At 72.8% G+C, this 26093-nt stretch carries 24 protein-coding genes; 14 read left to right on the forward strand and 10 right to left on the reverse strand.

Annotation, left to right across the window (positions count from 1 at the left end; translation table 11 throughout):
• Positions 1-50: 50 nt before the first annotated feature.
• Complete coding sequence (locus ACFYZS_RS35245; RefSeq protein ID WP_389021964.1) at positions 51-2336, reverse strand: immune inhibitor A domain-containing protein; 2286 nt, start codon at positions 2334-2336, stop codon at positions 51-53.
• A 182-nt stretch (positions 2337-2518) separates the two neighbouring features.
• A complete protein-coding gene (locus ACFYZS_RS35250; RefSeq protein WP_389021967.1) occupies positions 2519-4381 on the reverse strand; it encodes a M1 family aminopeptidase in 1863 nt (620 codons plus the stop codon).
• Positions 4382-4699: 318 nt separating this feature from the next.
• On the opposite strand from ACFYZS_RS35250, the gene ACFYZS_RS35255 reads away from it, so the two are divergent.
• The 4 genes from ACFYZS_RS35255 to ACFYZS_RS35270 all read left to right on the forward strand — a co-directional run bounded on the left by ACFYZS_RS35255 (position 4700) and on the right by ACFYZS_RS35270 (position 8385).
• Complete coding sequence (locus ACFYZS_RS35255) at positions 4700-5254, forward strand: PadR family transcriptional regulator (protein ID WP_389021970.1); 555 nt, start codon at positions 4700-4702, stop codon at positions 5252-5254.
• A gap of 76 nt (positions 5255-5330) precedes the next feature.
• Positions 5331-7052 (forward strand): acyl-CoA dehydrogenase family protein, encoded by a 1722-nt coding sequence (locus tag ACFYZS_RS35260; protein WP_389021973.1) that lies wholly within the window; start codon positions 5331-5333, stop codon positions 7050-7052.
• A 231-nt stretch (positions 7053-7283) separates the two neighbouring features.
• On the forward strand, positions 7284-7415 hold the full coding sequence (locus ACFYZS_RS35265) for a hypothetical protein (RefSeq protein ID WP_389021975.1): 132 nt from the start codon (positions 7284-7286) through the stop codon (positions 7413-7415).
• Positions 7416-7425: 10 nt separating this feature from the next.
• A complete protein-coding gene (locus ACFYZS_RS35270) occupies positions 7426-8385 on the forward strand; it encodes an aldo/keto reductase family oxidoreductase (protein ID WP_389021978.1) in 960 nt (319 codons plus the stop codon).
• Positions 8386-8418: 33 nt separating this feature from the next.
• Here the strand turns inward: ACFYZS_RS35270 and ACFYZS_RS35275 are convergent, their stop codons facing one another.
• Positions 8419-8748: a hypothetical protein gene (locus ACFYZS_RS35275; protein WP_389021981.1), complete on the reverse strand. Its 330-nt coding sequence runs from the start codon at positions 8746-8748 to the stop codon at positions 8419-8421.
• Positions 8745-8921, reverse strand: a complete 177-nt coding sequence (locus ACFYZS_RS35280; RefSeq protein WP_389021984.1) for a hypothetical protein — start codon at positions 8919-8921, stop codon at positions 8745-8747. Before ACFYZS_RS35280 ends, ACFYZS_RS35275 begins: the two co-directional genes overlap by 4 nt.
• A 94-nt stretch (positions 8922-9015) precedes the next feature.
• Here ACFYZS_RS35280 and ACFYZS_RS35285 point away from each other — a divergent pair, with 94 nt between their 5' ends.
• Positions 9016-9669, forward strand: a complete 654-nt coding sequence (locus tag ACFYZS_RS35285) for a TetR family transcriptional regulator (protein WP_389021987.1) — start codon at positions 9016-9018, stop codon at positions 9667-9669.
• A 71-nt stretch (positions 9670-9740) separates the two neighbouring features.
• The gene (locus ACFYZS_RS35290) at positions 9741-11558 is read left to right on the forward strand and encodes a protein kinase (RefSeq protein WP_389021989.1); all 1818 of its coding nucleotides are present in this window, start codon (positions 9741-9743) and stop codon (positions 11556-11558) included.
• A gap of 99 nt (positions 11559-11657) precedes the next feature.
• Here the strand turns inward: ACFYZS_RS35290 and ACFYZS_RS35295 are convergent, their stop codons facing one another.
• Positions 11658-12248: a hypothetical protein gene (locus ACFYZS_RS35295; RefSeq protein ID WP_389021992.1), complete on the reverse strand. Its 591-nt coding sequence runs from the start codon at positions 12246-12248 to the stop codon at positions 11658-11660.
• A gap of 367 nt (positions 12249-12615) precedes the next feature.
• Here ACFYZS_RS35295 and ACFYZS_RS35300 point away from each other — a divergent pair, with 367 nt between their 5' ends.
• The 6 genes from ACFYZS_RS35300 to ACFYZS_RS35325 all read left to right on the forward strand — a co-directional run bounded on the left by ACFYZS_RS35300 (position 12616) and on the right by ACFYZS_RS35325 (position 20538).
• Positions 12616-13926 (forward strand): flavin-dependent oxidoreductase, encoded by a 1311-nt coding sequence (locus ACFYZS_RS35300; RefSeq protein ID WP_389021995.1) that lies wholly within the window; start codon positions 12616-12618, stop codon positions 13924-13926.
• On the forward strand, positions 13923-14903 hold the full coding sequence (locus ACFYZS_RS35305) for a hypothetical protein (protein ID WP_389021998.1): 981 nt from the start codon (positions 13923-13925) through the stop codon (positions 14901-14903). Before ACFYZS_RS35300 ends, ACFYZS_RS35305 begins: the two co-directional genes overlap by 4 nt.
• Positions 14904-15053: 150 nt before the next feature.
• A complete protein-coding gene (locus ACFYZS_RS35310; RefSeq protein WP_389022001.1) occupies positions 15054-16070 on the forward strand; it encodes a zinc-binding alcohol dehydrogenase family protein in 1017 nt (338 codons plus the stop codon).
• A 274-nt stretch (positions 16071-16344) separates the two neighbouring features.
• Positions 16345-19188, forward strand: coding sequence for a CHAT domain-containing protein (locus tag ACFYZS_RS35315; RefSeq protein ID WP_389022004.1), 2844 nt, complete (start codon positions 16345-16347; stop codon positions 19186-19188).
• A gap of 158 nt (positions 19189-19346) precedes the next feature.
• On the forward strand, positions 19347-19889 hold the full coding sequence (locus ACFYZS_RS35320; protein ID WP_389022007.1) for a DUF4232 domain-containing protein: 543 nt from the start codon (positions 19347-19349) through the stop codon (positions 19887-19889).
• A gap of 115 nt (positions 19890-20004) precedes the next feature.
• On the forward strand, positions 20005-20538 hold the full coding sequence (locus ACFYZS_RS35325; protein ID WP_389022010.1) for a hypothetical protein: 534 nt from the start codon (positions 20005-20007) through the stop codon (positions 20536-20538).
• 48 nt (positions 20539-20586) lie between these two features.
• Here the strand turns inward: ACFYZS_RS35325 and ACFYZS_RS35330 are convergent, their stop codons facing one another.
• The gene (locus tag ACFYZS_RS35330; protein WP_389022012.1) at positions 20587-22149 is read right to left on the reverse strand and encodes an MFS transporter; all 1563 of its coding nucleotides are present in this window, start codon (positions 22147-22149) and stop codon (positions 20587-20589) included.
• 126 nt (positions 22150-22275) lie between these two features.
• Between ACFYZS_RS35330 and ACFYZS_RS35335 the strand changes: the two genes are divergently transcribed.
• Positions 22276-22722, forward strand: coding sequence for a MarR family winged helix-turn-helix transcriptional regulator (locus ACFYZS_RS35335; RefSeq protein ID WP_389022014.1), 447 nt, complete (start codon positions 22276-22278; stop codon positions 22720-22722).
• 52 nt (positions 22723-22774) lie between these two features.
• On the forward strand, positions 22775-23068 hold the full coding sequence (locus ACFYZS_RS35340; protein ID WP_389022016.1) for a hypothetical protein: 294 nt from the start codon (positions 22775-22777) through the stop codon (positions 23066-23068).
• On the opposite strand, the gene ACFYZS_RS35345 is transcribed toward ACFYZS_RS35340, so the two are convergent.
• From ACFYZS_RS35345 to ACFYZS_RS35360, 4 genes are all read right to left on the reverse strand, one after another.
• Positions 23062-23595, reverse strand: coding sequence for a hypothetical protein (locus tag ACFYZS_RS35345; protein ID WP_389022018.1), 534 nt, complete (start codon positions 23593-23595; stop codon positions 23062-23064). The two genes, ACFYZS_RS35340 and ACFYZS_RS35345, sit on opposite strands and share 7 nt — an antisense overlap.
• Before the next feature lie 159 nt (positions 23596-23754).
• The gene (locus ACFYZS_RS35350) at positions 23755-24471 is read right to left on the reverse strand and encodes a hypothetical protein (RefSeq protein WP_389022021.1); all 717 of its coding nucleotides are present in this window, start codon (positions 24469-24471) and stop codon (positions 23755-23757) included.
• Between the two features lie 89 nt (positions 24472-24560).
• Positions 24561-25745, reverse strand: coding sequence for a serine hydrolase domain-containing protein (locus ACFYZS_RS35355; RefSeq protein ID WP_389022023.1), 1185 nt, complete (start codon positions 25743-25745; stop codon positions 24561-24563).
• Positions 25746-25864: 119 nt separating this feature from the next.
• Positions 25865-26089: a hypothetical protein gene (locus tag ACFYZS_RS35360; protein ID WP_389022026.1), complete on the reverse strand. Its 225-nt coding sequence runs from the start codon at positions 26087-26089 to the stop codon at positions 25865-25867.
• Positions 26090-26093: the final 4 nt, after the last annotated feature.

The raw sequence follows: 26093 nt of genomic DNA on the forward strand, positions 1-26093 counted from the left end.
ATTCTCGCGCAGGCAGCCGTCCGGACCGGACGGCTGCCTGCGGTCCGGCGTCAGGGGGAGGGGCTGACCTGGACCGTGGTCAGGGCGCCGCCCGAGGCCTCCTTCACCACCGCGATCCGCGTCCCGGTGTCGGGCACCTTCACGCCCACCTGCGGCAGGTCGGCGTTCCAGTAGGTGCCGCGGTGGTCGTCGAAGACGGGGACTGCGGGACGGGACGGGATCAGCACCGGTACGCCCGCCTTGTGCAGGACGATCTCGTCGCTCGGCCGCGTGGAGAACGTCGCGTCGAAGGTCTGCGCCCGCGCGTTCAGCAGCGTGCCGTCGGCGTTGCGCAGCGGCTCCGGCCGTGCGTCGACGGGGAGCAGCAGGCCCGCGCCCGGGTGCGCCTTGGTGGTGTTGTCGCTGTACGCCGTATCCCAGAGCCAGATGAGCACGCCCTGCTGGTACGGGTAGAACTCCACCGTGTCGTTCCCGGCGCCGAAGTTGTACGGCCCGGTCTTGAGGTAGGCGCCGTAGCCCGTGTAGCGCCGGTTCTCGACCAGGTACGCGCGCGGGTGCTCGGCGCTTCCCGTACGTCCTTCGGTGCGCGACCACTTGAGCGCGCTCCAGCCGTTCGCGCCCGCCTCGGCGCCGTCGCGCAGCAGCTCCCGCTCACCCGCCGTGATCCGGATGTCGTCGAAGGAGACGCCCTTGCCGTGCGTGTTGCCGTCCGAGGTCACCCGCAGCCGCAGCTGGACCGAGCGGCCCGCGAACCGGTCCAACGGCACGCCGAGTTCGGCCCAGCCGCCCGAGGTGCCGGAGATGCCCTTCCCCGGGATCGCCGCGCCGCCGATCGTGCCCGGCAGGGGGGACCATGCGGTGCCGCCGTCCGTCGAGGCCTCCACCGTCAGGAAGTCGAAGTCCTGCTCGATGTCGTACCAGACCCGGGCGTCGAGCCGGGCGCTCTGCCCGGCCGCGCCCGACAGGTCGACGGTCCGGGTCAGGGTGTTGTCCATGAGGTCGCCGGTGCCGCTCCACCACTGGCTGGCGCCCTCGTACGGATCGGCCAGATCGGTGCGGGTCACCGACGGCGGCAGGTGCACCAGCAAGGCCTGTGGATCCTCGGTGTTGTACGCCGAGACTCCGAGCACGGCGCGCGTCTTGCGGCCCGCGTCCGCCTCCGTGTACTCCAGCCAGCCCAGTTGCAGCTTGCTCCAGGGATCGAGGTCGCCGGGGTAGTCCCCGGTGGTGTTCTTCCCCTTGCCGAGGTAGGAGGCCGTGGACATCAGCGACCAGAAGTTGACGCTGTTGTCCCCGTCGGAGCTGTAGAGGTCGGGCAGTCCGAGATCGTGCCCGAACTCGTGGGCGAACAGGCCGACTCCGCTGTTCTCGCCGCCCGTCAGGTAGTCCCCGGCCCAGATGCCGGAGTCCCCGACGGGGACGCCGCCCGCCTTGTTGCCCGCGGGTCCGGCGCTGCCGGCCTGGTCCCAGTAGGCGAACCAGCGGTGCGCCCACACGGCGTCCTTGCCCTGGTCGCCGCCGCCCCAGGTCTGGTCCTTGCCCGCGTGCACGACGACGAGGTGGTCGAGGTAGCCGTCCGGCTCGTCGAAGTTGCCGTCGTGGTCGGCGTCGTAGCGGTCCCACACGTCGTACTCGGCCAGCTGGGCCTTGATCTCCTCCGGCGTACGGCCCTTGGCGCGCTCGGTGTGGTACCAGGCGTTGGTGGCATCGCGCACGAGGTCCCAGTTGGTGCGGCACTGGCCGGGCTCGGAGCAGTTGTCCGTGCCGTACCGGGCCTCGTTCCACGGCAGCCGCACCCAGTCGCTGACCTGGCCGTCCATGTCGTAGCGGCCCGAGGACTGCAGGCGGTAGTAGTTGCGGAGCGTGACGGCGCCGGGGTCGGTGCCGAAGAACTGCTTCTGGTAGTAGGCCTGGTCGAAGTCCTTGCGCCACAGGGTGTGGTTGTCGGTCTTCGCCGGTTTGGCGATGGCGTCGTGGCGGGGGCCGGGCGTGCCGCCGAAGCGCGGCTTGCCCTCGAACTCCGTGGTCTTGTCCACCTGGTCGCCGAATTCGGCCAGGATCACGAAGATCTTGTCCTTGCGCTCCTGCGCGAGTTCGACGTACCGCTTGCCCACCGCGGCCTTGCGGGGGAGCGTGCCGTCCGCCTCGGCCGCGGTGGTGCCGGCGGCGACGCCTTCGAGGGCCTGGCGGCGCAGGCTCTGGCGCTGGACCTCCAGCGGTGCGGAGGGCGGTGCGGGGGAGAGTTCGGGAGCCTGCTGCGCCGCCGCCGGGGGCGGGGCGGCGGGTGCGGCGAGCGCGGGGGTGGCGAGGAGGGCGAGGGATATCGCCGCTACCACCGCTGGGAGTCTGCGCAACGTGGCGGACCTTTCGGGGAGTTGGGTCGGAGCGCAGGTAATATTTCACATGTCACAGGTGACGGATAGACTGTTGTGCGCATAAAAAAGCCGCCGCGGCAGGCACCGGAAGGCGCCCACCGCGGCGGTGCGTGGCCGGGCCGGAGTCCGGCCCGGGTGTCGGGTCAGCCGTCGATGCGGTGCTGGGTCCAGAAGGAGGTCAGGTCGGTGCTCGTCGCGGCCTGCGCGGCGGCCTTGAACTCGGCCGTCGTGGAGACCCCGTACCAGTGCGAAGCGGCGTAGTCCTTCAGCAGCTTGGCCATGGCCGTGTCACCGAGGACGCGCCGCAGGTCGTGCAGGGCGCACTTGCCGTAGCCGTAGACGACGGTGGAGTAGCGCGAGGAGTGGGCATCCCAGTAGCCCATCGAGTTCGTGATCTTCTCGGCGGACGAGGCCCACGAGACGCTGCTCCAGCAGTTGGCGCCCGTCTTGTTCAGGGCCAGGTCGGTGGCGTAGTCGGTGAACGCCTCGTCGAGCCACGGGCTGGTGTACTCGTCGTCGCCGACGATGCCGTACCACCACTGGTGGCCGATCTCGTGCGTGAGCGCCGTGGTGCTGACCAGGTCGAGGACGAATCCGGGGTATTCCATCCCGCCGAACCAGTAGTTGTTGTCGATGACGGCGTCCAGCTCGCCGTACGGGTAGGCGCCGAAGCGGGCCGAGTGCGCGTCCACCGCGGACTTGGCGGTGGTCAGCATCGACTGCGAATCGGCCGAACTGATGCCGGACACGGAGTAGATGTTGATCGGGGTGCCCGCGGCGGAGATGCCGGAGATCTTGCTGAACGGGCCGGCCGCCCAGGCGAAGTCGCGGACCTTGGTGGCGGTGGCCGTGGTGACCGTGCGGCCGCTGGAGCCCGGCGTGTCCACCGAGGCGCCGGTGGCCGGGACGAGCAGGGTGCTCGGGTGGTCGAGGGACACGCGGAAGTCGGAGGCCAGCGAGTAGAAGGACTCGCCGTTGTTGGTGTACGGGTCGAGGTGCCAGCCCGCTCCGTCCCTCACCGCGAGGACGGGCAGGGCGTTGCCGAGCATGCTGAACGCGCCGTCGTAGCCGAACCGGTCGGCGCCGCTGGGCACGGTGATGCCCAGGTCGAATCCGATGGTGGCGGTCTGGCCCTGGTTCAGGGGAGCCGGCAGGTCGATCTTGAGGGCGGTGCAGGCGACCGAGAGGGCGCCCGCCGTGCCCCCGGTGACGTTGCCGACCGTGATCGGCATGGCGGAACAGGAGCCGTGGTAGTTGTCCCACAGCCTCAGGTACACCTCGCTGAGCGGGGTGGGGGAGGCGTTGGTGAAGCTCGCGCTCTCGTGACCCGTCCAGACGGTGCCGCTCGTGTTGCTGCTGAGGTCGACGGTGTACGAGGGCGCGGTCGGCGTACGTGTGGGGTCCCCGGGCGGGGTGGTGCCGCCGGAGGTGTCGAGCGCGACGTCGTCGACGACGAAGCTCGTCTGGAGGCTGGAGTCCTCGGTGCCGGTGAAGGCGACGCTGACGGTCTGGCCCGCGAAGGCCGACACGTCGAACGACTTCTGCGCGTAGCCGGTGTTCTTGTCGAGGTTCGAGTACGTCGCGAGCGTCGTGCTGCCGATCTTCGCCGTCAGCTTGTCGTACTTGGTCGACGTGGTCGTCTCGGCGGTGTCGATGTGCAGCCAGAACGTGAGGGTGGCGGTGCTGCACCCGGAGGGGATCGTGACGCTCTGGGAGAGCGTGTCGGTGTGCGTACGGCCGACACCGTTCAGCCAGGCGAAGGCGGTGCCGCCGTGCGCGGTCTGACCGGCGCGGCTGGTGATGAGGCCGGTCTGCGACTGGGTCCACGGCGAAGTGCCGCTCTCGAAGCCGCCGTTGGCGACCACCTGACCCGGGGTGCAGGCGGCGCTCGCGCGCGGCGCCTGCTGCGGCGCGGCCGTGGCCGGGGTGAGGGACAGTGCGGTGGCGGCCAGCGCGGCGAAGGCGGATATGCACGCTGCGAGGGCCTTGTGGGGGGTCGTTCTCACGCGGAACTCCTTTGAGGCGGCCGGATTCCGGCCTGCTCGGTGGCCGCCCGGTCGGCTCGGGTGCGCCGGAGGGCGGCCGCGGGCTGTGCGTGTCGTGTGCACGAACGCTGGGTGAGATCTGCTGTGCCGTGCGTGTCTGTGCCGTGTCCCCCAGGGGTCGGGGCGACACCGCCGACGAGCCTGGCAGATTTGACCTGGGCATGCCATCAGGGGCGGGTAAAGGCTTCGTACGGCGCCGGCGGCGGGCGGCGGGTGAGCCGCGTCTCACCCGGGCGCTGCGACTTGTCTATGCAACGAGGTGCATAGAAAGATCGGGGTATGGCGCTCGAACACGCGATCCTCGTCTCGCTGCTGGAGAAGCCGGGGTCAGGCTACGAGCTGGCCCGGCGCTTCGACCGGTCCATCGGCTATTTCTGGACCGCCACCCATCAGCAGATCTACCGCGTCCTCAAGCGCATGGAGACCGACGGCCTGCTGGCCGTCCGCGAGGTGGCGCAGCAGGGCCGGCCGGACAAGAAGGAGTACTCCGTCGCCGACCCGGGACGCGCCGCCCTCTCACTCTGGCTGCACGAGCCGATCGAACCCGAGAGCCTCCGCCACGACCTCGCCGTCAAGATCCGCGGTGCGGCCTTCGACGACCCGGCCGCACTGGTCCGCGAGGTCGAACGGCACCGCGGGGCGCACGCCGAGCGCCTCGCCCGCTACCTCGCCGGGGAACTGCGCGACTTCACCGGGCCCGAGGCCCCCGCACCCCTCGACGCCGGCCAGGAGTTGCAGCACGTCGTGCTCCGCGGCGGCATCGCGTACGAGCGGATGACGATCGCCTGGCTCGACGACGTGCTCGCCACCGTCCACCGGCTGACCGCGACCTAGGCCCAGACCTGGGCCGCGGCCCATCCCCCCGCGCTTCCCGCCTCACCCCTCAACCCTCTCCGGAAGGCGAACCTCCATGGCCGACTCCCTCCTGTTCAACCCGCGCACCTACGACCCGCAGCACTTCGACCCCGAGACCCGCCGGCTGCTGCGCGCCACCGTCGACTGGTTCGAGGCGCGCGGCAAGCGCAGGCTGATCGAGGACTACCGCACCCGCGCCTGGCTCGGCGACTTCCTCGCCTTCTCCGCGAAGGAGGGCCTGTTCGCCACCTTCCTCACCCCCGCCTCCGCCGCCGAGGGCCACGCCGACAAGCGCTGGGACACCGCGCGGATCGCCGCCCTCAACGAGATCTTCGGGTTCTACGGCCTCGACTACTGGTACGCCTGGCAGGTGACCATCCTCGGCCTCGGCCCCGTGTGGCAGAGCGACAACGCCGCCGCCCGCGCCCGGGCCGCCGAACTCCTCTCCCAGGGCGAGGTGTTCGCGTTCGGCCTGTCCGAGAAGACCCACGGCGCCGACATCTACTCCACCGACATGCTGCTGGAGCCCGACGGCGACGGCGGCTTCCGCGCCACCGGCTCCAAGTACTACATCGGCAACGGCAACGCGGCCGGCCTCGTCTCCGTCTTCGGCCGCCGCACCGACGTCGAGGGCCCGGACGGCTACGTCTTCTTCGCCGCCGACAGCCGCCACCCGGCCTACCACCTGGTGAAGAACGTCGTCGACTCCTCCAAGTACGTCAGCGAGTTCCGCCTCGAGGACTATCCGGTCGCCGCCACCGACGTCCTGCACACCGGCCGCGCCGCCTTCGACGCCGCCCTGAACACCGTCAACGTCGGCAAGTTCAACCTCTGCACCGCCTCGATCGGCATCTGCGAGCACGCGATGTACGAGGCCGTCACCCACGCGCAGAACCGGATCCTCTACGGCCGTCCCGTCACCGCCTTCCCGCACGTGCGCCGCGAGCTGGCGGACGCGTACGTACGCCTCGTCGGCATGAAGCTGTTCAGCGACCGCGCCGTCGACTACTTCCGCACCGCGGGCCCCGACGACCGCCGCTACCTGCTCTTCAACCCGATGACGAAGATGAAGGTGACCACGGAGGGCGAGAAGGTCATCGACCTGATGTGGGACGTCATCGCCGCCAAGGGCTTCGAGAAGGACAACTACTTCGCCCAGGCCGCCGTCGAGATCCGCGGACTGCCCAAGCTGGAGGGCACCGTCCACGTCAACCTCGCGCTGATCCTCAAGTTCATGCGCAACCACCTGCTCGACCCGGTGGACTACCCCGCCGTGCCGGCCCGCCTGGACGCGGCCGACGACGACTTCCTCTTCCGGCAGGGCCCGGCCCGGGGCCTCGGCTCCGTCCGCTTCCACGACTGGCGCCCCGCCTTCGAGGCGTACGCCGCCGTGTCGAACGTCGCCCGATTCCGCGAACAGGCCGACGCGCTCTGCGAGTTCGTCACCACCGCGGCCCCCGACGAGCAGCAGAGCCGCGACCTCGACCTCCTGCTCGCCGTCGGCCAGCTCTTCGCGCTCGTCGTCCACGGCCAGCTGATCCTGGAGCAGGCGCGGCTGACCGGCCTCGACGAGGACGTGCTGGACGAGCTGTTCGCCGTCCTCGTACGGGACTTCTCGGCGCACGCCGTCGAACTGCACGGCAAGGACTCCGCCACCGAGCAGCAGCAGAGCTGGGCGCTCGGCGCGATCCGGCGCCCGGTCGTCGACGAGGCCCGCTCGGCCCGGGTCTGGGACCGGGTCGAGGCGCTGTCCGGGGCGTACGAGATGGCGCCGTAACGAGGGCGCCGCGGGAGCCGCCCCGGCCCGCCGCCGCGCAGCCCGCGCGGCGGCGGGCCGGAGCGGCCCTTCCTCGCCGAACTCGCCCGCCGGGAGGGCGGCCCGGGGGGTGTCGTCAAAGTCCCTTCTGGCCGGCGGGGTCTGGCACGCACGCACCAGACCCCGCCGGCCCCGCCCTCACGGGCGGACGAAGCTACCTTGACGACACCCCCCAGCCCGTAGCGTGGTCGCATGACGAAGATGCCGACCGGCGCGAGCGGACCGAAGGTGCCGCCCTCCTACCCCCCGAGGACGCCTCCGCCGCAGAAGAAGCCCGTGGAGGCCCCCCGCCCCCGGCCCGCCACGAAGCGGGCGGCCTCGTAGGCTGAGCGGCATGGCGATCACACCCCCGGAGAAGGACGGCACCCGGCTGCTGTACGGATGCATGGCGCTCGGCGGCAGCTGGGACACCGATGCGTACGGCCCCGCCGACATCGACGCGGCCGAGGCGGCCATCGAGGCGGCGCTGGACAGCGGCATCGACACCTTCGACCACGCCGACATCTACCGCCGCGGCAAGGCGGAGGCCGTCTTCGGCGAGGTCCTGGCCCGTACCCCCGGCCTGCGCGAGCGGATCGTGCTGCAGACGAAGTGCGGGATCCGGCCGGCGGACGGCGAGCGCCCCGGCATATACGATCTGCGCGGCTCCACCATCGTGCGCAGGGTCGAGGAGAGCCTCGGACGCCTGCGCACCGACGCCGTCGACGTCCTGCTCCTGCACCGGCCCGATCCGCTGGCCGATCCGCAGGACGTCGCGGCGGCGCTCACCTCGCTGCGCGAGCAGGGACTGGTCCGCCGCTTCGGCGTCTCGAACATGAACGCCGCGCAGATCGCCCGCCTCCAGCGGCACCTCGCGTTCCCGCTGGTCGCCAACCAGTTGGAGATGAGCCTGGACCGGCGGGACTGGCTGGAGGAGGGCGTCCTCGTCAACACCCCCGCGGCCGCGGCGGGCGGCTTCCCCTCCGGGACGGTCGAGCACTGCCTGGAGCACGGGGTCGGCCTCCAGGCCTGGGGCGCGCTGGCACAGGGCCGTTTCACCGGACGGCAGGAGAGCCCCGACGAGCACGCGACGGCCCGCCTCGTACGCGAGCTGGCCGACGCGAAGGGCACGACGCCGGAGACGGTCCTGCTGTGGTGGCTCCAGCGGCATCCGGCGCGGATCGCCCCCGTCGTGGGCAGCGGCCGCCCCGAGCGCATCCGCGCCTGCCGCGACGCCGCGCTGCGCGAGCCCGACCTCACGCACGAGGAGTGGTACGACCTGTGGCTCACCGCCCGCGGGGCCCCGCTCCCGTAGGCCGTGTCTTTCGGATCGGGCCGGGCCCGCGGCTCAGCCGATGCTCCACGACCAGGTCTGGTCCGCGCTGACGAGCCAGGCGAGGACGACGAGGTCCGCGACGCCCAGGGCGAGACCGAGCCGGGCGCGGCCGGACCGGCTCGTACCGCGGTGCAGCGCGAGGGCGGCGAGGACGATCGCCGTCGGCCCGAGGAGCAGGTTCATCGCGAGGAGGCCGATCAGGCCGAACACGAAGGAGGCCACGGCCATCCCGTCGGCCTGACGGACGGCGGCGGTGGGGGCGGGTTCGGGGGTACGGGCGGGGTCGGCGGTACGGGCGGCGTCGGGGGAGCGGAGCGCCGTGCCGGGTACGTTCATGGTCATCCCTCCTGTCGGCCGGCCGGCCGGTGCCGGCGGGCTGTCCGTTCCCGGACCGCGAAGACCAGCAGCCAGCAGGCGATGGCGGCGGTGGCGGCGAGGGATACGTGAATGGGCACATGGGCCACGGTTCCCAGGGCGATCCCCATCAGCATGAGGGCCGCTATCAGGAAGAGCATCGTGCTTCCTCCAAAATAGGAGACAGTTGTGCACTGACTGCTCAGTCTAAATGCAAGCGCGCGGATTTCGAGAATCGGGGGTTGACTTTTCGTCATGAGTGAGACCATCGGGGCACGCCAGGCCCAACGCCACAAAACCCGCAGGGCCCTGCTGGACGCGGCCCTGTCGCTGCTGGAGGAACAGAGCCTGGGCAGTCTCGGCCTGCGCGAGGTGACCCGGGCCGCCGGGGTGACCCCGACGGCCTTCTACCGGCACTTCCGGGACACCGAGGAGCTGGGCATCGCCCTGGTGGACGAGGCGCTGCAGAGCCTGCACGCCGCCGTGCGCTCGACCCTCGCCGCCTCCGGTGAGGCGGCGCAGCGGATCGACACGACCGTGGACTTGATGGCCGAACTCGTACGGGAGTACCCCGCGCACATCCGCTTCATCGTGCGGGAGCGGCACGGCGGCGTACGCAGGGTGCGCGAGGCGGTGTCGGGCCAGCTCGACGCGTTCGCCCGCGAGGTGGCCGAACGGCTCGGCGCCGATCCCCTGAGCGCGGGCTGGAGCGCGGACGACCTCCTCATGCTGGCGCGGCTGTACGTCGACCACATGGTGATGACGGTCTCCGCCTACCTGGCCGCGGGCCCCGACGACGCGCAGTGGGCGGCGGTCACGCGCACCGCCCGCCGCCAGCTCCGGCTGATCCACGCGGGCCGCGTGAACTGGCCCGCGGCCCGGGCCGAGCCGGAGCCGGACGCTCTCTGACGCCCAAGTATCCTCTGCCGGACGGGCTTTCGGCTGACCGCCGACACGCGCCGGACCGCGAAGGGGGACATATGTGGGGGCGGGGGACGGTCCTTGGGGACCGGTACACACTGGCCGAGCGGATCGGCGGTGGCGGCATGGGGGAGGTCTGGCGCGCCGACGACGACGTGCTCAGACGGCAGGTGGCGGTGAAGGTCCTGCTGCCCGCACTGCTCGACGACGCCTCGTTCGCCGCGCGCTTCCGCCGGGAGGCCACGGTCCTCGCCTCCCTCAGCCACCCGGGCATCGTCGACGTGCACGACTACGGGGAGAGCCGGATCGACTCCGGTGAGCAGGTCGCGTACATCGTCATGGACCTCGTCGAGGGACGGACGCTGACCGAGGTGCGGGCGCAGGGCGGGCCCCTCCCCGTCGAGCAGGCGCTCGACATCGCCGGCCAGGCCCTGGACGCGCTGCACGCCGCACACCTCCAAGGGGTCACGCACCGCGACATCAAGCCCTCGAACCTCATGCTCGGGGACGACGGCCGCGTGACCGTCACCGACTTCGGCATCGCCCGCTCCAGCGCGGCCAGTACCGGCATCACCGACTCGCACGCGGTGCTGGGCACGGCCCTCTACATGGCTCCCGAGCAGGCGGAGGGGCTCGGGGCCGTCGCGGCCTCCGACCTCTACTCCATGGGCGTCGTCTGCTACGAACTGCTCACCGGCGAGCCGCCGTTCACCGGCGAATCGGTCGTCGAGATCGCGCTCAAGCACATCCGGGAGCCGGTGCCGGACCTCCCCGCCGAATTCCCCGCGCCGGTCCGCGCCTTCGTCGCCAGGGCGCTGGCCAAGAGGCCCGAGGAGCGGTACGCGGACGCCTCGGTGATGGCCGCGGCGGCCCGGCGCGCGGCGGCCGGCCGGCCGCTCGGCGAGCTCGACGCGCCGGCCGGACCCCTCGTCGCCGGTGCCGGCCGGGGGCCGGCCGGCACGAGTGCCGCCACCGAACTGCGGCGCTCCTGGCGGGAGCGGCTGCGCATCCCCTCGGGCATCTCCACACCGCTCTCGATCGGGCTCTCGGTGACGATCACGGTCTCGGTGGCCGTCACCGTCTACTCCCTCGACTCGGGGGCCCGCCGGACCGATGCGAACGGGCCGGGGCAGCACCCGTCCACCTCCGTGTCCGCACCCGCGTCGGCCGGCGGGAGCCAGAGCCCCGGCGCGGACCCCGCGCAGAGCGCGCCGGCCGCCGCGCCCAGCGCCTCGGCGGCGCCCCCGGGCGGCGAGAACGCGGGCGCGCAGGGCGGGGCGGGCCCCGCCGCGGGCGGCGTCGGCGGCGCGGCGCCCGTACCGAATCCCCCGCCGGTCGCGGGCGGTTCGGGCAACCCCGGGAGCAAGCCCGGCTCGGGTCCGGGCGGCGGCGCCGGGGGCGGATCCGCGCCCGGAGGCAGCGGCTCGACCCCCACGGGTCCGGGCAACGGAGGGTCCAACCCTCCGCAGGGCTGCGGCGGCGCCGGCTGGAGCCCCATCACCAACGTCGGCGACGGCCTCAAGATCGGCGTGAGCGGCTCCGCCCCGCAGGGCGGCAGCAAGGTGATCATGGGCGGGACCACCGTGTTCGGCTGGCTCCACGAGAAGGAGAGCTACGACACCTTCAAGACGTGCGGCCCGTCCGGCAACGCGATGGCCCGGGCGCTGACGCAGTTCGGGGACACCGTCCGGGTGGAGCTCGCGGGCCCCTACGCGGGCGGCGCGTGGTGGAACCTGGAACACGCGCCCACGTCGGGCGCCTACTTCATCAAGGACATCGCGTTCCAGGGCGGCTGCCTGACGGACAACGGCGCCGGCAACCAGCTGACGGTCGTCGCCTGCAACGGGAGCAAGGCCCAGCAGTGGCGGTTCTCCTGAGTCGGACGGCGTGACGACTCCCCGCCTCGTCCGGGACAGCGGACGAAGGCGGGGAGTACGCAGGGGCGGGCGGGCGGGCGGGCGGGACGACGGCCGGCCTCAGCCTTCCCGTACCGCCACCGGTACGGGCCGCCGGGCGGACTGCGTCAGGCCGCTGTCCACGTGGTTCGCCCTGAGCGCCGCGTACGCGTCGCACACGGCCTCCGTCCGGACCGTGCGCCGGTCCGCGCACGCCGTCAGATCCCCCGCGCACTGCAGCTCCCAGCGCGGGAAGCGGCGGCGCGACATGGCCACGGCGGCACTCGGGGCGAAGTACAGCATCGTGGTGTTCTCGTGGGGGTTGTGCGCCGAGCCCTCGTAGACCATCCGGCCGGTGGTCTCCAGCCGGTCCGCCAGTCGGGTGAGGGCCCTCTCGTCGGGCCGGTCCATGAACAGCCCCACGTGGTTCTCGAAGCCGTGGACGCGCTCCTGCGCACCCACGTCGTCCGAGTACCCGGGGCTGCGGCGAGGGAAGAGGAAGACCTCGACCTCCGGCGCCAGACCGGTCGTGACGCGCAGCCGCGTCACCCGTATGTCCGCATCGTCCGGAAGCCAGTGGCGCTCCACCAGACGGCGCTTGACCAGCACGCTCGGTATGGTGGTCGACGCGGGCCAGCCGTTTTCCTCGAAGTACGCGAGAGCGGATTCCACTGTTTCCGGGAACAGTAGCGTTGCACAATGCGAGACAACGCATCCGCTCTTGATTTCCCGTTTGAGATCGCCCGGCATCCAGGGTGGCAGGAGAGCGTCCAGTGATTTCTCGGAGGCGTGGAGGGCGTAGTCAACAGCATGCTGGAGGCGCTGGACGTCGCACGGTTCGAACGTCACTTCAGGCATGTCGCAGCCTTTCTGTTGCCGACACCCGATTAAAGCCACGTCACCCATCAGGCGGCACTCGGCCATAGCCTGATCGAGTGAACGCCTGCGCCTGACCTGCACTTTCGACATCGCGCATACAGCACCTCGCATTCAGCACCGCACGTTCAACGGAAGGCGTCTTTCCCAGGAGGTAGAGGGCATGTCTCCGTACGGCCGAAGAAATTCTCCGCGCATCCTCATAGCCGGCGCCGGAATTGGCGGATTGACGACGGCCCTGAGCCTTCACGCGGCAGGGCAGGACGATGTGCTCATCGTGGAGGCGTGCCCCAACCTGCGCGCCGTCGGTGCCGGGATCAATCTCCAGCCCGCCGCCGTCCGGGAGTTGACCGAACTCGGACTGGCACCGGCACTCGAGAAGGTCGCCGTCGCGACGGGCCGGTTGGAGTACCACCACCGCTACGGCGGTCTGATCTGGTCCGAGCCGCGCGGCCGCGCCGCCGGCTACAACTGGCCGCAGTACTCCGTGCACCGGGCCGACCTGCAGGAGATCCTGCTGTCGGCCGCCTTGGACCGGCTCGGCCCCGAGGCGCTCGTCACCGGCGGCCGCCTCGTACGGTACGAGCAGGACCCGGCGAGCGGCCTCCGGCCGGGCACGCCCCCCGTCCGGGCGTACGTGGCGGACCGGTCGAGCCCGTACACCTGCGACCTGCTGATCGGTGCCGACGGGATCAACTCGGCCGTGCGCGCCACGATGCACCCGCACGAAGGCCCGCCCCTCGGCAACGGGATATGCATGTGGCGCGGGGTGACCGAAGGCCCGCCCTTCCTCGACGGACGCACGATGGTCATCCTCGGCTGCAACGCCCGGGTGAAGGCCGTGGCCTACCCCGTCACCCGGCCCGACCGCAGCGGGCGGTGCCTGCTCAACTGGGTCGTCGAGAGCCGCACCGACGACGGCCTCGGCGAGGAGGAGGCGCGCGGCGGCGCCGACTGGGACCGCGCCGTCCCCCCGGAAGAGGTCCTCACCCACATCCAGGGCTGGCGCAGCGAGTTCCTCGACCTCCACGACGTCATCACCCGGGCGCCGCGCATCGGCCGGTACCCGATGATCGACCGCGATCCGCTGCCCACCTGGACGGACGGCCGGGTCGTCCTGCTCGGCGACGCCGCGCACCCCTTGTACCCGACCGGCTCCAACGGCGCCTCGCAGGCGATCGTCGACGCCCGCGTGCTGGCGTACGAGCTGGCCCACCACGGCCTGGACGAGGCGCTGGCCCGCTACGAGGCGGACCGCCGGCCGCAGACCGCGGAGCTCCTGGCCGCCCACCGCCGGCTGGAGCCCGACCCGGTGCTCCGCCAGGTCGAAGCCCTGGCCCCCGACGGCTTCCACGACATCCGCCACGTCCTGCCCGAGGGCAGCCTGGCCGGCATCAAGTCCTGTACCCGCCAGGTCACCGGCGTGGACGCCACCGCGCTCAACGCCCGTTCCTCGTGGAGCGTCGCCGTATGAACACCTCCCGCATGCGCTCCACCGCCGTCGCCGCGCTCGGCTCCGCCGCACTGCTGGCGGCGCTCCTGTCCGCCACCGGGCGGCCCGCGGCCCCGCCGCCGCCCTCCGGCTCCGCCGCCCGCGTGCCCGCCTGCGACGAGAGCACCGGGAGCGCGGCCTGCGCCGCGTACGGCCGCGCCGCCCGGCTCGGCGACGGCACGGTCCGTACGTACAGCGAGTACCAGGGCGGGATACCCAAGGCGCTGGGCATCGCCCTGACCGCCCCGGCCGTCACCGGACTGCCCACCTCCGCCGCCACCGACGGCAAGCACTGCTACGACGCGGACGCCGACGGGCACCTCGACGGCATGCACGAATGCGTCGGCGGCCACAGCCTGGAACTCGGTCTCCCGGCGACCCCGGCCGCCGCGGCCGCGGTGCCCTTCCAATGGGTGCTGTTCAACTGGAACCCGCACGGGCACAACCCGCACGGCCGCTACGACGTCGCCCACTTCGACGTGCACTTCTACCTCGCCCCCCGGGCGGTCCGGACCGCGATCAAGACCGGCGCCTGCGCCCTGCTGATCGCCTGCGACCAACTGGCCGCGGCCGGCGAACCGGTCCCGGCCGCCTACCTGCCGGCGGGCTACCCCGCGAGCAGCCCGCAGACCGCCGAAGGCGCCATGGGTGCGCACCTGGACAGCCGTCCCCCGTCGACCGGCACGCTCAGCGGCCAGACCTTCATCTACGGGGCGTACGCGGGCGACCTCATCTTCATGGAGCCCATGCTCACCCGGGACTTCCTGCAGCGGCACCGCACCGCGCCCGGCCACCGGACCTGCGAGGCCATCCCCCAACCGGCCGCCTGGCGGATCCCCGGCTGGTATCCCACGCAGTACTGCACCGCGTACCGCCCCGACCAGGGCGACTACACGGTCTCCCTGACGGACTTCGTCCACTCGGGCGGCGCGCACCGCCTCGGTGCGGCGGCCCGCTGAAGCCGGTCCGCTGAAGCCGGGCCGCCGGATCCGGGCCGCCGCTGTCCCGCCGCGGTCCGGCCGCGTGGCGCAGTCGGCCGGACCGGCGGGCAGCCGTCACAATCAGTTTGTCCGTCATGCCGCCTCATCACCCATTTGGGGGCTGGTTTCATGTACGCAGCCGTCGTCCACGCCCTGGGGCAGCCGCCCCGGTACGAGTCCGTGCCCGAGCCCGTCCCCGCGGCCGGCGAGGTGGTCGTCGAGGTCCTCGCCGCCGCGCTGTACCCCCTGGTGCGCTCGTTCGCCTCGGGCGGCCACTACACGGGAGGCGACGCGCTGCCGCTGGTCCCCGGGTTCGACGGGGTGGGGCGGACCGCGGCCGGTGAGCTCGTCTACATCCCGGGGCTGGAGCCGCCGCACGGGACGATGGCCGAGCGGGTCGCGGTACCGGCCGCCGCGCTCATGCCCGTACCGGACGGGCTCGATCCGCTCGCCGTCGCCGCCGTCATGAACCCCGCGTCCTCCGCGTGGATCGCGCTGCGCGAGCGGGGCCGGCTGCGCAAGGGCGAGTCGGTGCTCGTACTCGGCGCCACCGGCAACGCCGGGCGGGCCGCCATCGGGATCGCCCTCGACCAGGGCGCGGGCACGGTGGTGGCGGCCGGGCGCGATCCGGAGGCGCTGCGCGTGGCGGCGGAGCTGGGCGCCCACCGCACGGTGCGGCTCGCGGGCCCGGACGAGGAGGTCGCGGCCGCGTTCGGCGCGGCCGCCGCCGACGTGGACGTGGTCCTGGACTACCTGTGGGACCGCCCCGCCGAGCTGGCGCTCGACGGGATCCTGCGCCACCGCGCCGATCTCACCCGTACGTTGCGGTGGGTCCAGGTCGGCTCCGCGGCGGGGCCCGACATGACCGTGCCGTCCGCCTGGCTGCGCAAGGCGGACGTGAGCGTCTGCGGGAGCGGACTCGGCTCGATCTCGGCCTCGCGCCGCGCCGCCGCCCTGCGCGAACTGCTCGAGCGGCTGCCGGCCCTGGCGCCGACCACCGAGGCGATCGCCGTGCCGATGGCCGAAGTGGAGGCCGCCTGGGAGTCGCCGATGCCGTCCGGCGGCCGGTTCGTGTTCGTCCCCACGGTCGGCGGCGCACCGGCCTCCGGTGCCCGGGAGGCCGTCGGGGACCGGGAAACGGTCTGACCGGAGCCCGGCTCGCCGCGCGTCCGGGCGGCGGCTCCGTCCCGGTGCCGGTGTCGGCGCCGGTGCGTGGTCCGGCCGCCCGTGGCGTGCGCAGCGGTGGGCCGGGCGCAAGTAGACCGGCTCACCGGAGCGGTCCCGGGGAACCCCGACGGCATGCACCCCGCGGCCCGCCCCGGCCGCCCCCCGCCGCGACGAGCACGTCCTGCCGCTGTCGCGGAGCGTATCCGAGGAACTACCCGCCGGTGCGGGGATCGTAGGACTAGCATCACCCGACGTGAGCCATCCGGGGGACCCAGAGCGCACCGTACGACTGGCCGCAGAGACGGCAATGGACGCGATGGCGGCGCGGCTGCAGCGTGTCGTCCGACTGCGGGACGTGACACCGGTGTTGGAGGCCGAGGCCCTGCGCGAAGCGCGGCGGCTCGCGGAGCTGATGCCGGGGGAGGACGACCTCGCCGTCCACCATCTGCTGGGCTGGTTCCACTGGTTCCGCCACCAGGCGACAGCCGAACGGGAAGCCCAGGTCCACCAGGTCCAGGTCCAGGGCCGGGCCAAGGACCAACCGGACCTGCGTGTTGCCGTGCAGGCGCTCACCGCGTGTTTCATCGCCGGTGACGAGAACCTGCCGGAACCGCTGGTGCCCGTCCTCGCGGAGAACGCGGCCGGGTACGCCGTGGAGGCGTTCTCGGAGTTGCGGGAGTCGGACGACCCCGCGCGGATCGCCGGCCTGGCGGACCTGTGGCAGCGCATCGTGGCGGCCGTGCCCGCCGGGCATCCCCGCCGTGCCATCCACCTGACCGCCCTCGGCAACGTGCTGCGGATCAAGTGGCGGCGGGGCGGCCGGCCGGCCGACCTCGACGCCGCCGTCGACCGTTTCCGGGAGGCCCTGTCGGCGGTCTCCGAGGAGTCCGGCCGCGCCATGTACCTCTACAACCTCGGGGACGCGCTGAACGCCCGGTTCGACCGGGCCGGAGCGGTGGAGGACCTCGAGGGCGCCATCGCCCTGCTCGGGGAGGCGGTGCGGGCGACGCCCGATGACGGCCTCTACCGCGCGCTGGTCCTGACCGGACTGGGGAGCGCGCTGAGAGCCCGCTACGAGCGGGCCGGAGCGCTGCCGGACCTCGACGGCGCCATCGCCCGGCTCCGGGAGGCGATGACCGTCTTCCCCGAGGACCAGCCCGGTCGCACCGAGGTCCTCTCCCACCTCGGGAACGTACTGCGGCTGCGCTTCGAACGGACGGGCTCCACCGAGGACTTGGACGAGGCGGTCGCGGTGGGCCGGCAGGCGGTGCAGGCTGCTCCCGCCGACCACCCCGAGCGTGCCGTCCACCTGACCAACCTCGGAGACGCGCTGCTCGTACGGTTCGACCACGACGGCGACCCGGCGGACCGGGAGGCGGCGGTGGCGGCCTGGTCGGCGGCATCGGCGACGGAGCTGTCGACGGTGTCCGTCCGCATCCGCGCGGGGCGGTCCGCGGCCCGCCTGCTGGCGCGGACGGGTGAGGCGGAACGCGCGGCGCAGGCAGCGGACGCGGCCGTGCGCCTGATGCCGCGGATGGCCCGGCGCCGGCTGGAGCGCCATGACCGGCAGGACGTCGTCGGCGATGTGGCGGGCCTGGTCTCGGCCGCGGCCGCGCTCGCGCTCGCGGCCCCGGGCGGGACGGCGGACGGGCGGGCGGAGCGCGCCCTGGGTCTGCTGGAAGTGGGCCGCGCCGTCATGTGCGGCCAAGCGCTGGAGAACCGCGGCGACCTGACCGGGCTGCGCGGCCTCCACCCTGAACCGGCGCTCAGATCGGCCGAGTTGCGGGAGAGACTCGACCGGCCCGCGGACCCGCCGACGCCCGACCGGCACCGGCCGGGGCAGCCGTTCACCACCCTCCTGGCCGAGATCCGCGCCCTGGAGGGCTTCACCTCCCTCGCCCAACCGCCCACCGCCGACGAGCTCAGGGCCGACGCGGCCCACGGGCCGATCGTGGTGTTCAACGTCAGCACGTACCGCAGCGATGCGCTGCTCCTGACGGCCGAAGGCCTCACCGGCCTCCCGCTGCCCGGGCTCGGCCACACCACCCTGGTCGACCGGATCAACGCCTTCCGGCAGGCCCGCCACACCGCGTCGTCGGGTACGGACCCGGCCGAGCGGCAGGAGGCGCAGACCGTACTCGCCGACGTCCTCGAGTGGCTGTGGGACGCCGCCGCCGGCCCCGTGCTGGAGGCCCTCGGGCACAAGGGCCCGCCCCCGCCCCAAGCGGACGGGGAGCTGCCGCGCGTGTGGTGGGCGCCGGGCGGACTGCTGGGGCTCCTGCCGCTGCACGCCGCCGGTCACCACACCGACGCGCGGGACGACCCGTCCCGGCGCACCGTCATGGACCGGGTCGTCTCCTCCTACACCCCGACCGTACGCGCGCTGCGCCACGCCCGCGAACGCGGCCGGCCCCCGGGTGCGGGCGAAGCGCCGGGCGCCGGGCGGGCGCTGATCGTCGCCATGCCGACCACTCCCGGACTGCCCGGGGAGGGCCGGTTGCGCTTCGTCGACGCCGAGGCCGCCGTGGTGGAGGCCCGCTTTCCCGACCACGTCCTCCTCAGGGAAGGGGACCGGGCGCAGGAGGACGCCGCCCCCACGAAGGCCAACGTGCTGGCGCAGCTGCCCCATTGCGCGATCGCGCACTTCGCCTGCCACGGAACGAGCGATCCCGCCGACCCCTCGCGGAGCCGGCTGCTGCTCCACGACCACGAGGACGACCCGCTCACCGTCGAGAGCCTGGCCCCCGTCGCCCTCGACCACGCCAGGCTGGCCTACCTGTCCGCCTGCCGCACGGCGGCCATCGACACCGTGAGCCCGCTCGACGAGACCATCCACCTCACGTCCGCCTTCCAGCTCGCCGGCTTCCCCCACGTCATCGGCACGCTCTGGGAGATCGACGACCAGATCGCCGTCCGCATCGCCCGGACCTTCTACGACGGCCTCAGGACGGATTCGGGAGCCGTCGACCCCGATCGGGCCGCCCGCGCGCTGCACGCCGCCGTACGCCAGGTCCGGGACGGCCACGACCTGTCACCCGGCCACGACCGCAGCCGGACCCCGCTCCTCTGGGCGGCCCACCTCCACACGGGAGCCTAGGGGGCGTCCGCACAGTCCGGCCTGGCCCGCGGCGCCCGGCACGTGCCCGTGTCCTTCGGCCCCCGGCCGCCCGCGCCGATGGCGCGACGTGGTGGGACGCTGGGAGGGGGCAGGCCCGAGCGGCTCCGGCGCTCCGGGCGAACCGTGGAGGACAACCCATGAAACGCGCAACGCGATGCGTCGCGATCAAGGCCTCGTCCGCGCTCCTGCTGGCGGGCTTCGCGTCCGGAACGCTGTTCGTCGCTTCGGCGGCCGCGGCCACCGGGGACGGAGCACGCCGCGCGGCGGCGGCCCCGTGCACGAGCAGCCAGGTCGCTGCCACGAGCGCGCAGCCGACCGGGTCCGCGCAGGTACGGATCACGGTGACCAACAAGAGCGCGAAGCCGTGCGTGCTGAAGGGCTTCCCGACCGTGGCGCTCGCGGGCCAGGGCTCGCCGGACAAGAACAAGCCGCTCCGGGTGATCCGGGTCGGCACGTCGGGGCCGGTGCAGCTGGCGGCCGGCGGCCGGGCCTCGGCGCAGCTCACCTTCACCCCGGTGCTCGGCGAGGCCGACGGCTACTGCGCCTCCGGCGCGGATCCCTTCGTCGCGCCGTCGATGGTGGTGGGCGTGGCGGGCGGGCGGCAACAGCTGGCACCCGACGACGGCAGTGAGTTCGCGCTCTGCGGCTCGACCGTTCGCGCGACCGCCTTCCGCGGGTAGAGCCGCCGGGCAGGGCTGCGGACACCGCAGGTCAATGCGGTCGTTGTAGGCGACGTGTTATAGCGTGCGCACGTCAAGCAATGTACAGTGCACACGCTCACGGGGGATTTTCCGCATGACCTACCCGCCGCAGCAGGGCCCCGGCCCTTACGGCCAGCCCGCCCCGCATGCCCAGCAGCCGCCGCAGGGCTACCCGCCCCAGCCGGGATACGGGCAGCCCCAGCAGCCGGGCCAGCCGCCGTACGGCGCCCCGCCGCAGCAGTACCCCTACCCGCAGCAGCAGTTCGCGGCCCCGCCCGCGCCGCCGCGCAAGCGCATGGGGGTCATGAAGATCCTCAAGATCATCGTCGCCGTGGTCGTCGTCATCGCGGCCGCGGTCGGGTACTACGCCAGCCGCGACGACGCCGACAAGGCGAAGGTCGGGGACTGCCTGACGAACAAGGGCAACACCATCAGCCCCGACCTCCAGGTGGTGAAGTGCGGCGGCGCGAACGCCGAGTACAAGGTGGTCAAGGTGATCCCCGACTCCCTGGACACGAACCAGTGCAAGGGCCAGTCGGACATCGGCTACCAGGAGCAGATGCGCGGCTCCCGCCGCAGCTCGGGCAAGCAGTTCGTGCTCTGCATCGACGAGGTCAAGAAGTCCTGACCCGCCCGTGACCCGAGCCGCGGCCCCGGCGGACCGCGGCTCGGTTCCCTACGACCCGGCCGAACTCCTCGCCAGGGCCGGGTAGGGGTCCTCGGCCGGCGCGGGACGGCGGGCGGGGCGGAAGCCCAGCACCAGGACCACCACGCCGATCAGGGCGAATCCCGCCGTCCAGAGGGCGCCGACGTGCATGGCGTGGACGAAGGCCGCGTCGGCCGCCCGGGCGAGCCGGGGGTCGTGCGTCGCGGCCGCGACATGGCGGGCGAGCTCCGCCGAGACCCGGGCCTGGTTCCGCACCGGATCCGGAAGGCCCGTCAGCGAGCCCTCGATCGCGTGCCGGTAGACGATCGAGGTGATCGTGCCGCCCGCCGCGATCCCCAGCACGCTGCCGGTCTGGCGCAGGGTGCTGTTGACCGCGCTGCCCGCACCGGCCCGCTCCAGGGGCAGGGAGCCCAGTACGGCGCCGGTGACGGGCGCGATCACCATGCCGATCGACGTGCCCTGCACCAGCATGACCACCGGGTACCAGGCGATCGGCGTAGCCGCGTCGAACAGCGCCACGGAGCCCATCGCCAGGGCCGCGATCGCGAGCGCGACCGCCCCGACCATCCGGACCGACGTCCTGCGGGTCAGCCGCACCGCGATCGGCGAGCCGACGACCACGCCGAGCGCTCCCGGCAGCCCGAGGAGCGAGGCGTCCCACGCCGAGAACCCGCGCGCCCCCTGCAGGTAGAAGGCGAGGTAGAAGGAGCCCGCCGTCATCGACAGGAAGACCGTCATCAGGGCGACGTTCCCGGCGGCGAAGCGGCGCTGCTTCAGCAGCCGCGGGTCGAAGCTGGGCTCGGCCATCCGCAGTTCGGTGACGGCGAACGCCGCGATCAGCGCGATGCCCGCGGCGGTGCTTCCCCACACCGCCGGCCGGGTGAAGGAGGCCTCCTGGCCGGCGCGGATCAGACCGTACGCGAGCAGCCCCAGGCCGCCGGTCGACAGGAGCAGCCCGGCCGGGTCCAGGCGGCGGACCTGCGGGCTGCGGGAGTTGGGGACGCAGCGGGCGATGAAGCCGAGGCCGAGCACGACGACCGGCACGTTGACGAGGAACACCGAGCCCCACCAGAAGCGGGCGAGCAGGGCGCCGGCCAGGATCGGCCCCGCGGCGATCCCGACCCCGGCGAACGAGGACAACGTACCGAAGGCGGCGGGTCGTTGTTCCGGCTCGAAGGTCCAGCTGACCACGGCCATGGTGGCGGGAACGAGTAAGGCGGCCCCGGCGCCCATCACGGCCCGCGCCGCGACGAGTTGGCCCGGCGTGGCGGCGTACGCGGCGAAGCCCGACGCGGCTCCGAACAGGGCCATGCCCGCCAGCAGCGTGTTGCGGTGCCCGAAGCGGTCGCCGAGCGCGCCCCCGGTGAACATCAGCCCGGCGAAGGCCAGCGTGTACGCGCCCGTGGCCCACTGGAGTTGGCCGGGTGTGGCGCCCAGGCCGCGGTCGGGATCGGTCAGCGTCTCGAAGGCGGTGGACAGGATCGTACCGTCGAGCCAGATGAGGACCTGGGCGAAGACCAGAACGCCCAGGACGAGCCGTTGGCGGGCCTTCGGCGGCGTGGCGGATGGCATGGGTGACTACCTTCGGGTCAGGAGGAGTTGGCGCTAGAATCGACAGGGACCTGACGATCCGGCGCGGCGTCATCCTGTCAAACTCGTCAAGTTCCTGTCAATCAACAAGAGTTCGGAGGACGCCTCGTGGGCGAGAAGAGCCACGACCGAGTGCTGAGTTTCCTGGTCCGCCACGCCTGGCTCAGCATGCGGGCGGCCATCGGCGCGGAGTTGGAGGAGTTCGGGCTCACCGTGCCGCAGTTCGCGACCCTGATGATGGTCAAGGAGTCGCCGGGCAAGTCGGTCGCCCAGCTGGCCCGCTCCGTCGGGAGCACCCGGCAGGCCGCCAACGAGATGCTCGCGGCGCTGGAGCGCGACGGGCTGATCACCCGCTCCCCCCACCCCACCGACCGCAGGACGCACCAGGTTCACCTCACCGACCTCGGGGCCGACCGCTACGCGGACGCGCTCCCGGCCGTACAGCGACGGGAGGCCGAGCTGGAGGCCGGACTGGCCCCGGACCAGCGCGATGCGGTCCTCGCGTGGATGGCGTCGGTCTCCACCGCCTGCCAGGCGCCGGGGGAGGGCCACTGAGCCGGTCGGGGGAGCGGCAGTCACGGCACGGGCGGCCCGTCGTTTCCCGGATATGACTGATCTGATGGTCCAGATCCCGGCCGACTGGCTGGCCCGGGTGTTCCTCTCGCTCCGCCGCGGCTCGTCGCAGGACGCCCAGGTCTCGGCGGCCGAACTCCAGCCGTTCACCGAGAAACCCGGGCAGCGGATCCCGGTGCCGCGGGCGACCGTACTGCGCACCGAGCTGGCGCTGAGGAGCGAGATCGAACGTGCCCAGGAGGACGAGCGGCGGGCCCGGCTCTCGGAAGAGGCCGACTACCTGATCAGCGCCCGGCTCGGCGGACAGGCCGACCGCTCCGATCAGTAGACGAGCTTGTACGTCACGTCCTTGGTGCCCGGGAACGGAGCCGTGTCGGTGTAGAGAAGCCGGATCGTGGCGTAGCGCTGCACGTCGGGGTGGCCGGGCCAGGGGCGCGGGTGGCTCAGGGTCACGGTGACCGGGTACGAGCGGAAGCGGCCCGCCGCGCAGTACGGGGTGCAGTCGTTCACCATGTCGGTGCCGGTGGCCGTCGCGGTCCGCTGCCCCCAGGTGTTCCAGCGCAGACCGACGAGACGGTTGTTCCCGTCACCGCAGGCCAGCAGGTACTCCCGGGGGCGCACCCGGCCCTGGGAGAAGCAGTCCACGACCACGACCGGATTGGGATCCATGACGGCCCGGGGCGTCTGCGCGGAAGCAGAAGCGGAAGCAGAAGCGGAAGCGGAAGCTGAAGCGGGTGCGGCGGCGGCGGGTACGGCGGCGCCGACCGCGAGGGCCACCGCCGCGCACATCAGGGCGGCCTTCCGTACCCGGGTCCCGGTCGCGGGAGTGAGCCCGCCGACTCGTGAAACGTCCACGCAGCCCTCCTTGCATCGGCGGTCCGGCTCCGGGCCCGCCTCGCGGCTACAGCCGTCCCCAGCTTCGCTCATCCGGCCGCACCCCGCACCCGCTGCGCCGGGGCGGCCGGCTCCGGGGGCGCCTGAGCTGCGCTCATGCGGCCCTGCGGCCCGCTCGGCTCAGGAGATCGCGTACCACTGGCTGCCCCAGCCCGTGTTGATGGTGCTCGTGGACTGATCGGCGAGGTTCACGGTGGGGGGCAGGGAGGTCTGGCCGGTCAGGAGGGTGCTGTAGCGCAGGTTCGGCGGGGTCAGGCCCGCGTTCACCGAGATCCCGGCGCCCGTGGCCTTGAGGGTGAGGGCGTTGGTGGCCCAGGTGCCGTTGAGGAGGAGGGCGATGAAGTAGGTGCCGGGGGCGGCGGTGAAGGGCTTGGTGAGGGGGAACGGCTTGGCGATCGCGTCGGTCATCAGCTGCGGGGAGACGTCCGCGGTGGAGGCGCGCAGGGTGCCGTTCGCGTCGTACACGCCGAGGTAGTTCTGGGAGAGCTGGGCGCCCGGGTCGATTCCGGCGAGCCCGAGCCAGATGTTGGACCAGGTGATCTGCTCGCGCAGCACGACCCGTACGAGGGTGACCCGTCCGGCCACGCCCGCGACGGACTGGGCTGTCACGTGCCCCGCGTCGTTGGGGTCGCCGGTCCAGGCGAGGAGGTTCTGGTCCTGCGGCCGGGGGCCCTCGAACGCGGCGCCGCCGCCCGGCGAGACGGGAGCGGGCGCCGCGGCGCTGCTGCCGCCCGTGCCCTTCGGGCTCCCGCCGGACGCGGTGCAGCCGGCCAGGACGAGCACCGTCGCGAGCGTGGCGGCGAGGACGGCCGGGACGGTGGTGGTGCGGGTGCGCATGGTCCCCCCAGGAAATGCGGCGATGCGGAAGTGCGTGTGCCAAAGGAGGCCATGGTCACACGGGGCCCGCGCCCGACCGCGACCGGGGACTACTTGGCCTCGGTGGCCACCGGCGCGGGCCAGAGGTGGTCGGGGGTCACGATGGAGGTGACGGCGTTCCCGATCATGCTGGACAGGTTCTTGCCCTGGTGGTCCATGTCGCTGTTGACGAGCACCACCAGCGTGGCCTTCTCGGCGGGGAGTTGGACGGCGATGGTCTCGTAGCCGGGCAGTTCGCCGTTGTGGCCGAGCCAGCCGTTGAAGTCGAGGATGCCGAGGCCGTACGAGGCGCCGGGGACGGCCCCGATGGGGAGCGTGCGGAGCCGCTCCGCCTGCGTCCTGGGGGTCAGCAGCCGGCCGTCCGCGAGCGCGGGGGCCCAGGTGTGCAGGTCGTCGAGGTCGGAGATGATCCCGCCGGCGGCCCAGGCCCAGGAGGGGTTCCAGTTCGTGGCGTCGGCGACGGTGCCCTTCGGAGTGAAGTCCGTGTACCCGTGGGCGTGCGGATCGGGCATGGCGCCGTCACCGGGCAGCGAGGTGTCGTTCAGCTTCAGCGGCGCGAACACGTGCTCGCGGAGGTAGTCGGCGAGGCTCTGCCCGCTGACCTTCTCGACCAGCATCCCGAGCAGGACGGTGTTCGTGTTGCTGTACTCCCACTTGGCGCCGGGCTTGAAGTTCGGGGGGTGGCTGAACGCGACGTCCACCAACTGGCGCGGGGTGTACGTGCGGTGCGGGTCGGCGCGGACGCCGTCCAGCCACTTCTCGTCCTCGGTGTAGTTGAAGAGGCCGCTGCGCATGTCCGCCAGTTGGCGGAGCGTGACGGAGCCCCCGCCGGGGACGCCGGAGACGTACCGCGAGACGGGGTCGTCGAGGCCGACCTTGCCCTGGTCGACCAGCTGGAGGAGGCCGGTGACGGTGAACGTCTTGGTGACGCTGCCGATCCGGGTGTAGAGGTCGGTCTTCATGGGCGTGCCGGTCTGCTTGTCCGCGACGCCGAACGACTTCTCGTACACGCCGCGGCCGGGCATCCACAGGCCGATGTTGAGGCCGGGCATGCCGGTCTGCTCCATGACCTTCGTGATCGCCGCGTCCAGCTTGCGCACGGTGGCGGGATCGAAGTCCGCGCGTACGGAGGCGGACCCGGTACCCGCGCACAGCGCGGCCAGCAGCACCGCCACCGCGGCGGGAACGCCCGCCCGCCGGACCCCGCGCCCACGGAACGAACGACGCCCACCCATGACCGGTCACCCCTGCCCAGGCTCGACCCAACACGGCTCCCCGAGCCCCCGAGGCACTCCCCCAAGCGTAGGAGCGCCCCCCACCCCCCGCGATTCGCCGGGCGGCGGGGGTCCACCTGCTAGCTGCGCTGCCAAAAGGTGCAGTCGCGAGCCGTGGGCGCCACACCGCCGCCGCTCGCCGTGGGGCACGGGACCGGCTCCCCACTCGGTGCCGGGGCACGTTCCCAGTGCTTCGGCTCCTGCGTGGCGGCCGTCGGGTCGTCGAGGTACAGCGTGTACGCGCCCCCGGCCAGGACGGCGGCGGCCCAGCCGGCCACGACCCAGCGCCAGACCCGTCGCTGCACTGCT

This window comes from Streptomyces sp. NPDC001903, from assembly GCF_042891345.1.
Taxonomy (GTDB): Bacteria; Actinomycetota; Actinomycetes; order Streptomycetales; family Streptomycetaceae; genus Streptomyces.

What these genes read in the sequence shown, in the direction of transcription:
- ACFYZS_RS35300 (WP_389021995.1), top strand. Translation starts at nt 12,616, where the DNA reads ATGTCTCCGTACGGCCGAAGAAATTCTCCGCGCATCCTCATAGCCGGC.
- ACFYZS_RS35260 (WP_389021973.1), top strand. Translation starts at nt 5,331, where the DNA reads ATGGCCGACTCCCTCCTGTTCAACCCGCGCACCTACGACCCGCAGCAC.
- ACFYZS_RS35340 (WP_389022016.1), top strand. Translation starts at nt 22,775, where the DNA reads ATGACTGATCTGATGGTCCAGATCCCGGCCGACTGGCTGGCCCGGGTG.
- ACFYZS_RS35265 (WP_389021975.1), top strand. Translation starts at nt 7,284, where the DNA reads ATGACGAAGATGCCGACCGGCGCGAGCGGACCGAAGGTGCCGCCCTCC.
- ACFYZS_RS35320 (WP_389022007.1), top strand. Translation starts at nt 19,347, where the DNA reads ATGAAACGCGCAACGCGATGCGTCGCGATCAAGGCCTCGTCCGCGCTC.
- ACFYZS_RS35350 (WP_389022021.1), bottom strand. Translation starts at nt 24,471, where the DNA reads ATGCGCACCCGCACCACCACCGTCCCGGCCGTCCTCGCCGCCACGCTC.
- ACFYZS_RS35305 (WP_389021998.1), top strand. Translation starts at nt 13,923, where the DNA reads ATGAACACCTCCCGCATGCGCTCCACCGCCGTCGCCGCGCTCGGCTCC.
- ACFYZS_RS35255 (WP_389021970.1), top strand. Translation starts at nt 4,700, where the DNA reads ATGGCGCTCGAACACGCGATCCTCGTCTCGCTGCTGGAGAAGCCGGGG.
- ACFYZS_RS35325 (WP_389022010.1), top strand. Translation starts at nt 20,005, where the DNA reads ATGACCTACCCGCCGCAGCAGGGCCCCGGCCCTTACGGCCAGCCCGCC.
- ACFYZS_RS35310 (WP_389022001.1), top strand. Translation starts at nt 15,054, where the DNA reads ATGTACGCAGCCGTCGTCCACGCCCTGGGGCAGCCGCCCCGGTACGAG.
- ACFYZS_RS35355 (WP_389022023.1), bottom strand. Translation starts at nt 25,745, where the DNA reads ATGGGTGGGCGTCGTTCGTTCCGTGGGCGCGGGGTCCGGCGGGCGGGC.
- ACFYZS_RS35270 (WP_389021978.1), top strand. Translation starts at nt 7,426, where the DNA reads ATGGCGATCACACCCCCGGAGAAGGACGGCACCCGGCTGCTGTACGGA.
- ACFYZS_RS35290 (WP_389021989.1), top strand. Translation starts at nt 9,741, where the DNA reads ATGTGGGGGCGGGGGACGGTCCTTGGGGACCGGTACACACTGGCCGAG.
- ACFYZS_RS35330 (WP_389022012.1), bottom strand. Translation starts at nt 22,149, where the DNA reads ATGCCATCCGCCACGCCGCCGAAGGCCCGCCAACGGCTCGTCCTGGGC.
- ACFYZS_RS35275 (WP_389021981.1), bottom strand. Translation starts at nt 8,748, where the DNA reads ATGACCATGAACGTACCCGGCACGGCGCTCCGCTCCCCCGACGCCGCC.
- ACFYZS_RS35285 (WP_389021987.1), top strand. Translation starts at nt 9,016, where the DNA reads ATGAGTGAGACCATCGGGGCACGCCAGGCCCAACGCCACAAAACCCGC.
- ACFYZS_RS35280 (WP_389021984.1), bottom strand. Translation starts at nt 8,921, where the DNA reads ATGCTCTTCCTGATAGCGGCCCTCATGCTGATGGGGATCGCCCTGGGA.